This window comes from Dolichospermum sp. UHCC 0260 (assembly GCF_009711985.1).
Lineage (GTDB): Bacteria > Cyanobacteriota > Cyanobacteriia > Cyanobacteriales > Nostocaceae > Dolichospermum > Dolichospermum lemmermannii.
Genome location: NZ_VIKZ01000008.1, coordinates 56438 through 69626, shown reverse-complemented (window position 1 = coordinate 69626; position 13189 = coordinate 56438). Strand labels below are relative to the sequence as shown.

The window sequence follows — 13189 nt, the reverse complement described above, 5'->3', positions numbered from 1 at the left end:
GTAATCTTTATTTTAATGTAATTTTTACGCTAATCTTAATGTTTTTTTCAACTTACAGAAAATTATATCTAGTAGTGGGTGCTTTTGTTGAGAAAATTTATAGGCTGATATTCTCACGCTATGTAATGTTTTTGTAAATCTAGAAACTAAGTGTTAGCCTGTGCATTTACCTGGCGATCGCATTTTGCCATAAATTAACTTTAAGCGATCGCATCTATGATTCAATAATTACCCATAATCTTCTGACCTGATTTTACTTTGTTTCATTAACTAGCCGTAAGACACTTTTATACAAAGGTTCAGCAACCCAAAATCCTGCTTTATTAATAAGATCATCTAACAGAGGTTTAACAGTAGAAATGAAACCTTGACTTTTGGCTTCTACTAAAACTCCTAAAATTCCGGTATAATGGAGATTAAGTCTAGCAGCAATCATGCGGACACGACGTTCATCAATTAAAAAATCTGCTTTTACATAGAGGGAATATGGTAATAAGTAAAAACGATAAAAATAATACCAGTGGTGATAACAGCATTGTCAAGGCAGATTCACCTATCAATTCACTGCCCTCTGGCTGTGTTTTACTTGACATTGAGAGAATAAATATTGAAAAAGATAAATGGAACATTACTGAAATAGCCTTGATATCTTCCACAGGAGAAGAACATTATCAATATCCTACTGATATTATTATAACCCAAATTTTAGAACGAATTGAACAGGCTCAAGTTATTATCGGGCATAATATTCGTTATCATGATATACCTCATCTTTATACAAGGGCAAAACGTAAAAAACCAGCAGAACTTAATGCAAAAATTTGTGACACTTTAGAAGTATCTAGCCTGTTTTTTGTAGGAAAATCACAACACAAGTTAAACAAACTCTATCGTGAAGAATTAGGGTTAAGTAATCCGATAGAAGATGCTTGGGAAAGTTATAGTATCTACAAAGATATATGTAATAATTTACCTAAATTAGTACGTTATTGGGCATGGCAATTACTTCCTCCTGGTTATCCCCGCGATCTAATTGGTAAAATTGAATCAATAGAACAAACAGAATGGGATACATTAAAACATACTAAATTAAATATTGCGGCTTTAGAAAATTATCTGCAAGGACTACCAAGAAAAATTGAAAATTTAGGTGCAGTGGTATTTTTAAATTGGTTATATCAGCTAAATCAGCCTGAAAAACGCCGCCCTGTTTGGTTAGAAAATGAATTTTCTACTTTTAGGGAAGCTGAAAATCAAGCATTTTCTATTCCAGTTGATAAAGATAATCTGGAAAAAGAACTTAAATATTTTTTTAATCATAATAAATTCCGTAAACATCAACTAGAAATAATTCAGGCACTATTAAAGGGAGAAACAGTACCTTTAGGAATTTTACCCACAGGAGGCGGTAAAAGTATTATTTTTCAACTTCCTGCACTTATCTTTTCTCGCTATCGTCGGGGTTTGTCCATTATCGTTTCTCCCCTCCAGGCACTTATGGAAGACCAAGTGGACAACTTGAAAAAAATATTAGAAAAACAAGGATTACATGATTATGTAGAGCGAGTAGAAATGATTGCAGGAAATCAAACTTTAGAAAAACAACGGAATGTAATTGATGGTGTTTGGAATGGTAAAATAGATATTCTTTATTTATCTCCTGAGCGACTACGACAACCAACCATTAAACGCATTTTAAAACATCGTTTACCAGAAATGTGGGTATTAGATGAAGCACATACTCTTTCCCAATGGGGGCATGATTTTAGACCGGATTTTTTGCGAATTGCTAATGGTCTTCAGGAATTTTATAAATCTAAAAATAATTCTATAAATCATTCTATTAAGTTTGGTTTAGTCACTGCTACTGCAACACAAAAAGTAGAACAAGATATTAAAGATACTGTAGAAAAACTTGGTGCTTTAGTACAAGGTTCATTTGAGCGTTTACCTATAGGGGAAGAATCTTTTAAATGGCGACCAGAAATTACATCCTATGTAGAAATAGTAGAAAGACCTAAATCAATAGATGATATTCCCAACTCAAAGCGATTTCAGAAAACTAAAGAGTATTTAGCAAAAGGTAAAGGTTCGGGAGTAGCTATTGTTTATGTTCCTACTCGCCGGATGGCGGAAAAATATGCTCAAGCACTTAATAGTTGTGGGTTTAAAGCAAAATTTTTCCATTCTCGAATTTTTGATAAAACACAGGTTATTAAAGCTTTTAAATCAGGTGAAATTGATGTAGTAGTGGCTACTAATGCTTTTGGAATGGGTATTGATAGAGAAAGTATTCATACTGTGATTCATGTTGCACCACCCAGAACTCCAGAGGCTTATCTTCAGGAAATTGGCAGACTTGCACGGAAAGAAAATGAGAAAGGTTCAGCTTATTTATTTTGGCATCCAGATGATTTTGAGTGGATTTTTGATCAGGAAGTGCGATCGCAAATTAGTCTTAATGCACTTCGGGGTTGCCGGGATATCATTAAAGAAAGACTAAAAAAAGAAAAAACAGGAGAAGCCTGGGTTAGTGCTTTAGATTTTGCCACTCCTTTAAATCAAGAAGATGAAGAAATTTTAGCAACTCAAACAAGAGTAGCTATTTATTATTTAGAAAAAGCTGGACTAATTAAGGAAGAAGAATCTTGTCCTTGCTACCTCAATATTAGCCTCAAAAAAGAACTGAACCAAGAAGAAGTTAATAAGTTAAATAATAGTAGTAAAACCATAGGCAATTTTTTGTTAGAAATTGGCTTGAGGCATCCTGAAAAAAATATTCAACTAGATGTACGCGACATATCGCTATCAATAGGTATATCACCTTTGGATGTTGTTAAGTCTATTCGTCAATTTGTTAAAGACGGATTTGCGAATTGGAAATATGAAATAGCTTTTAAACTAAATACAGGAACTAGAAAAAAATCAAATCAATTTTACGTAAGCACTAAATGTTTTTTGGATTGGCTTGAACAAGAATCACCAGAATTAGAGGAAGAAGGATATATCAAAATTTATCAAGATGCTGTAGAGCAGGATTTAAAACAGCTAGATATAGATAAAAAAGCAACCCTAACAGAATCTTTGCAATTTCTGAAAGGATTAAAATTAGTTAATTATAGTAAACAAGGGCGTGACACAATCCATTTATTTTTGAAACAAGAAGAAAGACGAACTGAATGGTTAAAAACCGCTAATCAAGAGTTAGACAGGGAATGCAAAGAAATTGATATGGTTGAAGAATGTTTAGATATACTATTTACACAAAAGCGATGGACAAGAACAGATAGCCAAATACTTGATTTGGCAGAATTAGAAAATTTGTTGGAAAGCAAAAATTACGAAATCAATAATATTTCGGAAGTTTTGTCTTTGATGCAACGCCTAAATTTAGTAGTAATGGGTCGAGGTAATTTAGCTACAGAAATGCTTTATCGTTTAAGACCGGTAAAACCTCAAAAAAATTGGTCTAAAGGAGTATATACAGACCTTGATAAACATTATGAACAAAAAATGCGCCGCATCCACGCAATGGAAAAATTACTCACAATAGGAATCAAACAAGAAAAGCGTATTGAAATTTTAAAAGATTATTTTACAAAATCTTCGGATGAATTTGATCAGCAATATTTCCCAGAATTTAAAAATTTAGAAGGAGGATTTCGTAACTCACCCATTTCACAAAAAATACTAAAAGACCTGAACCCAACACAAAAACAAATTGTTACAGATGATTACAGTCGTGCCTTATTGGTACTGGCTGGACCAGGTTCAGGTAAAACCCATACCATTGTTAGCCGTGTAAGTTATTTAATATCAGCAAGGGGTGTACCTCCAGCAAAGATTTTAGTTTTAGCTTACAACCGCACGGCTGCGGCTGAAGTACGAAAACGGCTCTACCAACTCTTAGGCCAATATGGAAGTCAAGTAGATGCTTTAACTTTCCACGCACTTGCTATGAAACTCACCGGAAAGAAAAGGAGTGATGCACCTCAAGATGAGCAGGGAGAAAAATTTTTTAATTGGCTGTTAAATCAATTAATTGAGCATCTACATGACCCAGATAATCATCCACAATACCAATACATCTTAGTAGATGAATATCAAGATGTGAATGATGCACAATACCAAATAATTAAACTTTTAGCAGGATTTGATCGTCAAGATGAAGACGAAAGCCAAAAAAGTTTCTTGATGGCAGTAGGAGATGATGATCAAAATTTATTCGAGTTTATTGGTGCTGATATTCAGTTTATTCGGCGTTTTTGTCAAGATTACAATATACCAAATACAGCAATAATTCCTCTCATCCAAAATTACCGTTCACGTCCTACAATTGTTGAATTTGCTAATAGATTTATTGAAAAAGCAATATCTCATAAAAAAAGACTCAAAGGAATTGAGCAAAGAATAGAATCTGTCAATAATGATAAACCAGGAAAAATATTGTGGGGTGAATATCATCACCCATATCATGCAGCATCATGGATAGCAGATAAAATTGCTGAGATTCTGACAGATCCAAACCTACCAAAAGAAAATATTGCGGTTTTAGCTCATCAGTGGAAAGACTTGCGTTTTTTACAACATATTCTCAAAGAACGCTGGGGAAATGATCAAGATATAGCCTATCAATTTTTTAGTAATGAAGATGATTTACGTCCTGGTAATAGCCGGATTGGACAAGCTATTTTAGAGGAATTAAAAAAAGTACCGGATTTGCGAGTTTCTAAACCTAAATATCATCTGGAAAAGTTACGTCAAAAATTAGGTTATAGTGATTGTGATGCTGCTTGGGCTGCTTTGTTACACGCCTTACCAGAATCTTCGGAAATGACACAGGAAGATATAGTCTATTTGTTAGAAGAAGCGCGTTTGTTAAGACCAGGAAAGGTGATTCTCTCTACTTTCCATAGTGCGAAAGGTTCAGAATTTAGTCATGTTTTTGTTTTAGGAAATGGTTATGCTGCTCCAAGGGAACTAGAAAACCATGCTAGAAAGTTATATGTAGGTTTTACCAGAGCTAAAGAAGAGTTATATATTCTCTTTCCCAAAAAAATACAATTAAGACATCCTGAATTAATACAAGTGTTGACTAATATTAATTCTCCTTATATTCAACAGATTGTCATAGATAGACTTGATTTACCTGATAGTATTCGCTATCAATGGTTTTTAGAACCAAAGGATTTGTATTTGAGTTATAGAGATATAATTGCTCAATCTGGGCGTAGATTTATAGAAAACTATACCCATGAATGGGGACAACTATATTTACGTAGTTCCAAAAAAATTGATTGGAAAGATTCTAGGAATGTAAATTGTATTGTTAGTATCCTTTCTAACAGAGGAGAAGATGAACTAAACAATTTGTGTTGTCAAAATAATTCTTTACTTGGAAAAGGTTATACTGTCTTCCGAGTTGAACGGGATGATGATTATTATCAAACAGCCCGCTATCAAGGAACAGAAGATCATCATTATATTGTTTTACCTTACTTTGAGGTAGAAGAAGTTTTGTAATTAAATTATTTAGTCTACCCAATACCCAATGTGTAATTTACATCTGGTTAATTTTTCTGAGAGGGAATCATTTTCACTATCTGCTTGAACCAGTTGTTACCGAATTACCAAAAATCATGCACTGGCTATAGACAGCTTGCAAGGAAAGTTTGAGGATTTTTTAACTAACCCAAGTTGCTAGTTATAACTATAAGCCTTCTAGATCCCCCTAAATCCCCCTTAAAAAGGGGGACTTTGATTAATTTCCCCCCTTTCTAAGCTACGGTGTACACACAAGTCCTATCTATCTTCGTTTTGTGCCTATTTCGCCCCCTAAATCTCCCAAGTTTGGGGGAATTTCAAATTCTTGTTCCCCCAGAATTGGGGGTTATGGGGCGGTTCTTATACTTCATAATACCGGGCAGTGCTGTAAAAACAATATAGGGCGGGCATTGCCCACCCTAAAGTATTATTCCATCACCTGTGCAGATTTCTGTTTATCCAACTTGAGCATTAATACACCCAAAGGAGGTAAACACAAATCTAAAGAATAAGGACGATTATGCAAAGACCAATCATCAGTCCACTTACCACCTAAATTGCCCATATTGCTACCGCCATACTGACGAGCATCACTATTGAACAACTCAGTATAAAAACCCTTTTCAGGCACACCAATCCGATAATGAGAATGAGGTTGAGGTGTAAAATTACAAACCACAATCATAAAATCGTCAGAATTCTTGTCACGACGGACAAAGGAAACCACACTATGGCGGTTATCAGTACAGTCAATCCACTCAAACCCCGCTTGGTCAAAATCTTGAGTGTATAAAGCAGGTTCAGAACGGTAAAAATGATTAAGAGACTGGAAAAAATCCTTTAACTGTCGGTGTGGTTCAAACTGTAATAGATGCCATTCCAAATCAGCCCAAGCATTCCACTCACTCCACTGACCAAATTCCATGCTCATAAACATGGTTTTCTTGCCGGGGTGAGCGAACATATAAGTAAACAAACAACGGATATTAGCTAACTTCTGCCATTCATCACCGGGCATTTTACCGATCATATTACTCTTACCATGGACGATTTCATCATGGGAAAGAGCTAACATGAAGTTCTCGCTGTGGTTATACCACATACTAAAGGTGATGTTATTTTGATGGAACTGACGAAACCACGGGTCCATGCTGAAGTAATCCAGCATATCGTGCATCCAGCCCATATTCCATTTTAAATTAAAGCCCAATCCGCCCGTATAGGTAGGCCAAGATACCATTGGCCAAGATGTGGACTCCTCCGCAATGGAAAGCACACCAGGATAATAACTAAACAGCAAGCTATTAACTTGACGTAAAAAATCAGCAGCTTCTAAATTTTCTCTACCACCGTATTCGTTAGGCAACCATTCTCCTGGTTCTCGGCAATAATCAAGGTAGAGCATGGAAGCAACCGCATCAACGCGAATTCCGTCAATGTGGTATTTATCAAACCAGAACAGGGCATTAGCCACTAGGAAATTACGGACTTCATGGCGATTGTAGTTAAATACTAAAGTCCCCCATTCTTTATGTTCACCTTTGCGAGCATCAGAGTGTTCATACAAGTGACTACCATCAAAGAAGGCTAAACCATGACCATCTTTGGGGAAGTGACCAGGAACCCAGTCTACAATGACACCAATACCATTTTTATGGCATTCGTCCACAAAGTACATGAAGTCTTCGGGTGTCCCAAAACGGGAAGTAGGCGCAAAATAACCGGTTACTTGATAACCCCAAGAACCATCAAAGGGATGTTCGGCAATTGGGAGGAGTTCTAAATGGGTATATCCTAATTTCTTAACGTAGGGAATGAGTTTATCTGCTAGTTCCCGATAAGTCAGAAACCGAGCGCCGGGTTTTAGTTCAGAAACGACAACTACAGCTTCAGTTTCCCCATTGGGTAATTTGGCAGGTTCAGCACTAGCAGCGTGTAACCAAGAACCTAAATGGACTTCGTAAACGGAAATGGGTTGACTCAAGGGGTCACTGTGTCGCCGCTTTTCCAGCCAGTCTTCGTCTTTCCAGGTGTAGGAAGTTAAGTCAGTAACAATAGATGCTGTTTTTGGCCGGGGTTCTTGCTGGAAACCGTAAGGATCAGATTTTTCGTAAATATGTCCTTCAAAATTTTTGATTTCGTATTTGTAATGTTCTCCTACACCTATTTCGGGAATAAATAATTCCCAAATGCCTGTGTGTCCTTTCCGCATCTGGTGTTTGCGTCCATCCCACAGGTTAAAATCTCCCAATAAGGAAACGTTGCGGGCATTGGGGGCCCAAACGGCAAAATAAACGCCTTTGACACCATCTACTTCTGTGGAGTGCGCTCCCAATTTCTCGTAAATGCGGTGATGGTTGCCTTCACTAAATAAATGTAGATCGAATTCTGTTAATTTGGCAGAACGGAAAGCGTAGGGATCATTAACCACTCGCTCATGTTCCCCTTCTTTAATGCGTAACTGATAATTTTTTAGTTCTGGGGTTTCAATGGTGCATTCAAAAAAGTGTGGATTATGCACTGTATCCATTGGGTATTCTTTCCGTTCCTCTGGAACTACTACCCACGCAGCGCTGGCATTTGGGAGATAGGCTCGCACAGCCCAGACAGTTTTACCATTTTGCTCGATGAGATGAGAACCCAGAATTTCAAAGGGATCGTGATGTTGATTGCCAACAATGCGATTAACCTGTTCAGGGGCGACTGTGGTTGTGGACATGAAGCTACCTATGTGATATATGGTGATTAACTAAATCTACTTTTTAACTATTCATATTCTTGCATCTTTGTCGCCACTGTCAGTTGTCAGTTGTCAGTTGTTAGTTGTCAGTGGTCATTGGTCATTGGTCAGTGGTCATTAGACATCTCCGAAAATTAAATATGCGTGACATGAAACCCATGTAGAGACGTTCCATGGAACGTCTCTACAATCTTTACCGGAGATGTCTATTGGGAAAATTCTTTCTCCCCCCTACCTCCCCCACCTCCCCTACCTCCCCCACCTCCCCTACCTCCCCCACCTCCCCTACCTCCCCCACCTCCCCTACCTCCCCCACCTCCCCTACCCCCTATTCCCTAATTAAATACTTAAAAATGGGAAAAATTGTAATAATGTTTTGCGTAGTTGCAGCAAAAATACTTTATCGCGGATACCGGAGGCTAAACGTGGTGGTGGACTTATTTGGATTTGTGCTTGCAATTCGGCATATTCTGCGGGCGTGAGGATTCTGCCATCAATGGGCGATCGCACTGTTAGAATGATCTCTGTCCGCAATATATCTTCTGGTATATCTTCTTGTGGTGGTAATGCCATCACTGCTTTACCACTATGACCACTTAAAGCGACTAAAATGCTAGTAGTAAAGCCCAAAATAAGCAGCAGTATGCGTTTCATCAATTTCTCTTGGAGTTCTAAATTCTATTTTTTTTAATTTTTAATTTCTAATTTTTAATTTCTCAAGTCCAGGTGGTAATGGTTCAGCACATAGCTGGTGGATATTGATAATTCGTTCAAAAACCTGTGGATACTCCTGACGATAATCGGGAATCAATGCTAAAGGACTCAATAAAGCCGCCGCCGCAATATCAGCTATACTCAAGCGGCTACCCACTAAATAATCACTTTTTTGCCAATATGCAGATAATACTAACAAAGCATTGGCGAGTCTTTTTCGCGCTAATTCAACGGTAGTATCATTAATACCATATTGTTGTCTAACTATTTTAATCACCATTTGGCTAAATAGCGAAGGGTCAATTGACTTACCTTCACTAGCGCGAAATTGATAATATACAAACCTAGTAGCTGTTCCTATACTTTCATCTAACCAATCTTCCAACATCGCAGCTTGAGTTTGCTGTTCTGAATTGGGTAAAAATAGAGCAGGTTCAGGTTGATAGCCTTCTAAAAATTTGAAAATTTCTGTAGAGTCAGCAATAGTTTGGGGTTGTCCGACAATTTGGGGTAACAGTACCGGTAGTGTTGTTAACCCAGTTAAGGGCTTGACCTTTAAAATATGCAGCCCTGGAGTTAAATTTTCAACTTGATAACTAATTCTCTTATAACCCAATGCCAATCGGGCTTTGCGACAATAATGAGATGTACTAAATTGCAGTAACAACATACATTGATCTTACTTGGTTACTGAGATACACAAGTAACGTAGTTTAACCTTGGTCAAACAGCGTTAATTGCTGATAATTCGCTCTCTGATTGACCTTACTCGTAAGGAGAGCTTTTAGGTTCTAGACTAAGTGAAAACGAACATAAAAAAAATCAAACTGGGCGAGAACTGAATCTAGCCCAGAAGCAAAACCTGATGAATGTTCCTGTTTTTTACCCAACTTGATACCATTAGGCAGTTGAATCTTTAGTCTTTATCCACAAATTATCCTAACTTTCTCAGTAGAGTTTTGTGAAAAATAATTTTTAAAGAGTCAACTAATCACGAGGGCGATGTATTACCCTATACTAAGGTTTTTTGGGAGTAGCCGCAGGAGAGGTTGTCGCCGCAGGAGAAGTTGTCGCCGCAGGAGAGGTTGTCGCTGCAGGAGAGGTTGTCGCCGCAGGAGAGGTTGTCGCCGCAGGGGTAGCACCAGTATCTGCTGGTTCGCCACCTGTGGTTGCTGCTGGAGAACTGGTAGTACCTGCTGGTTCACTACCACCTTCACAAGCTCCAAGCATGGTAGCCAGACTTAACATTAGAGCCAAACCAAAAATTCTTGTCTTCATAACTCCTCTTTCACCAATTGTGGCAATAAAATATGCAGCCTGTTGAATAAGATACCTTATTTATTGATTTTTTTTTAGGACTTTTTGATTACATATTTCAACTCATTCTTTTTTGTAACATTTTTGTAGATTATATGTAACACGAATAGATCATGATTAAGAGTTAGAATAGCTTCAAATTCTTGATCTAATTAATGCAACTTTAGGTTAAAACCACCTGAGTCGCTTTTCATCCCCTGTCTAAAGCATATAAGGCATTGCTACGCAATGCTTATTCAGGGGCTTTCAAACTTCCCAGTCTTTCTTGTAAAATTCAATCAAGTCAAAAATAAAGTATTTACCATCAGAAAAATTATGGTTTTTGAACGTAAATCAGCAGTTTCCCCAAAAAATGCCTGGTTATGGGGCAAGTTTCCTTTGTCATTGAATAGACGACGTTCTCGAAGTCCGAATAAAAAGACACAGAATTTCTCCCGACTTCTGAGTGAACCGATAGCAGTTAAATCACCTATTTCCCGGAATGCTTGGATAAATTTAAATTTTTTAGGTTCTCGCAGAAATAAGACAGCAAACCGCATTTCCAGCTTAGAAACGAGTAAAAAACAACCTACCGGGACCGATAAACAATCAACTGCTACTCTAAATAAAATGAGTAATGCTGCGACTATGCCAACATGGTTGCTACGTATGTATACAGTTAATCGCTATTCATCCGTTTTCACATTTTTATTAGTGGTAGCGACATTAATAGTTTATGGTTGTACAGTATATTCTCAAGAGCTTTGGAGTGACTCGTACCGTAAACTACAAAGCTTACAACGTCATGAGCGACAGTTAAATACTGCCAATGCGACACTGACTAGCAAAATGGCACAGGAAGCCGAACAGCCTGGGACGGAAATGGTATCACCAACTTCTGAAGGGACAATTTTCTTACCACCAACATCTAATAATTATCCCAAATCGTCATTTTCAACTTCTCAACCAGAATTACAACCTGAACCTCCTTCTCCATTAGGATATTAATTGGTAATTGGTCAAATTCTTTCTATTTCCTATTCCCTAACTTATATGTTGCTCTAATGGTGAAGTCATCAATTAAAACAAAATTGAGAAATTTACGTAATTTAGAATTCAGACGACAACGAAAGTTCTCTAAACAAACTCAAATAGGAAATATTGATCCGAAAATACCGGAAAACCCACCCAATATTAAATTACGATTGTTGGCTGTGTGGGGTGTGTTAATGATTGCTATGCTAGGGTTGGCATTTAACTTATATCAGTTACAAATTGTTCAGGGAAAAAAGCTGACTCAAAAGGCACGAAACCAGCAAATGGTCAATTTACGCCCTTATATGCCCCGTCGTCCGGTAGTAGATCGGGGTAATAATATATTGGCTATTGACCGTCCTGTTTATAATGTCTATAGCCATCCCAAGTTATTTGATCTATCCCAGGAGGAAATTGCTGAGAAAATTGCTCCAGTTATTGGCAGAGAAAAGGCTGATTTAGTTAAAATATTCCAAAGTAAACGCAGTGGAATTTTACTAGCTTCTGGTGTTTCTGAAGATATTACTGATAAGTTGATATCACTCCGCTTGAATGGGTTCGAGTTTATTCAAAAATACTCTCGATTTTATCCCCAAGATGATTTGGTGGCAGATGTGGTGGGCTATGTTAATCTTGACCGTCGTGGTCAGGCTGGTGTGGAATATAGTCAGGAAAAGTTACTAGAACGTTCTGGACAAACAGTTCGGATGAGTAAGTCTGGTAATGGGTCATTGATGCCGGATTATGCGACTGAGGGATTTCTGCATTTTGATGATTTAAAACTGCAATTAACTATTGATAGCCGTGTGCAACGGGTAGCCCGTGGGGCATTAAAAGAACAAATGACTAAATTTAGTGCCAAACGAGGCGCAGTGGTTGTCATGGATGCGGTTGATGGTTCAATACTTGCTTTGGTTTCCCAACCTACCTATAACCCAAATCAATATGCTAAATCTGATATTTCTCTGTTTAGAAATTGGACTGTGGCTGATCTTTATGAACCGGGATCAACTTTTAAACCTGTAAATGTGGCGATCGCTCTAGAAAATGGTGCAATCAAACCAGACGATACTTTTGAAGATCCTGGTTCGATTAAAATCGGGATACATACGATCAAAAATGCCGAAAAAACTGGTTATCGCCGATTAACTATTCCTGAGATTTTACAAACTTCTAGTAACATTGGCATGGTGAGAATCATTCAACGATTAAAACCATCCATATACTACAACTGGCTAGAACGTTTAGGACTAGGACAAAAAGTTGAAACGGATTTACCCTTTGAAGTTATGGGTCAACTAAAAAGTCAAGAACAATTTATCTCTTCAACCATTGAACCAGCCACAACATCTTTTGGACAAGGTTTTTCTCTAACTCCACTACAACTGGTACAACTACATGGTGCATTAGCTAATGGGGGCAAATTAGTGACACCTCATGTAGTCCGAGGATTAATTGATAGTCAAGGAGTAACGCACTATTCACTGACTCTCCCAGAACCACGGCAAATTTTTTCAGCTACAACTACTCAAAAGGTTGTGGAAATGATGGAAACAGTAGTGAATGTGGGTACTGGTAAAGCTGCAAAAATTTCCGGATATCGCATTGGTGGAAAAACGGGAACGGCCCAAAAAGCTAGTCCTAATGGTGGATATATTAAGGGTGCAAGAATTACCAGTTTTGTCGCTATTTTGCCCGTGGAATCTCCTCGTTATGTAGTGTTTGCAGTTGTGGATGAACCAAAGGGAGAAAATGCCTATGGTTCTACAGTAGCTGCACCAATTGTGAAAACTGTGATGGAATCACTAATTCCTATTGAACAAATTCCTCCTAGTCAGGAAAAGGAGGAAAAGAAAAAGT

8 protein-coding genes are annotated in these 13189 nt (G+C 37.6%); 3 read left to right on the top strand and 5 right to left on the bottom strand.

The features are described 5' to 3' along the window. Positions 1-253: 253 nt before the first annotated feature. Entirely contained in the window at positions 254-436 is a 183-nt protein-coding gene (locus FJR08_RS05260) for a DUF3368 domain-containing protein (protein ID WP_217357480.1), read from the bottom strand. Between the two features lie 50 nt (positions 437-486). Between FJR08_RS05260 and FJR08_RS05255 the strand changes: the two genes are divergently transcribed. After that, positions 487-5523, top strand: a complete 5037-nt coding sequence (locus tag FJR08_RS05255) for a RecQ family ATP-dependent DNA helicase (RefSeq protein WP_168632421.1) — start codon at positions 487-489, stop codon at positions 5521-5523. A gap of 448 nt (positions 5524-5971) precedes the next feature. On the opposite strand, the gene glgB is transcribed toward FJR08_RS05255, so the two are convergent. The 4 genes from glgB to FJR08_RS05230 form a co-directional block, all read right to left on the bottom strand. Further along, positions 5972-8263: a 1,4-alpha-glucan branching enzyme gene (glgB, locus tag FJR08_RS05250; RefSeq protein WP_168632420.1), complete on the bottom strand. Its 2292-nt coding sequence runs from the start codon at positions 8261-8263 to the stop codon at positions 5972-5974. Between the two features lie 360 nt (positions 8264-8623). After that, entirely contained in the window at positions 8624-8938 is a 315-nt protein-coding gene (locus FJR08_RS05240; RefSeq protein ID WP_168632419.1) for a hypothetical protein, read from the bottom strand. 40 nt (positions 8939-8978) lie between these two features. After that, positions 8979-9668, bottom strand: coding sequence for a glutathione S-transferase family protein (locus FJR08_RS05235; RefSeq protein ID WP_168632418.1), 690 nt, complete (start codon positions 9666-9668; stop codon positions 8979-8981). 347 nt (positions 9669-10015) lie between these two features. Beyond that, on the bottom strand, positions 10016-10276 hold the full coding sequence (locus FJR08_RS05230; protein ID WP_041458057.1) for a hypothetical protein: 261 nt from the start codon (positions 10274-10276) through the stop codon (positions 10016-10018). Between the two features lie 354 nt (positions 10277-10630). Between FJR08_RS05230 and FJR08_RS05225 the strand changes: the two genes are divergently transcribed. Together FJR08_RS05225 and FJR08_RS05220 are read left to right on the top strand one after the other, a co-directional pair. Next, complete coding sequence (locus FJR08_RS05225) at positions 10631-11302, top strand: hypothetical protein (protein WP_168632417.1); 672 nt, start codon at positions 10631-10633, stop codon at positions 11300-11302. A gap of 56 nt (positions 11303-11358) precedes the next feature. After that, positions 11359-13189 (top strand): penicillin-binding protein 2 (locus tag FJR08_RS05220; protein ID WP_168632416.1); only part of this gene is annotated, 1831 nt, incomplete at its 3' end.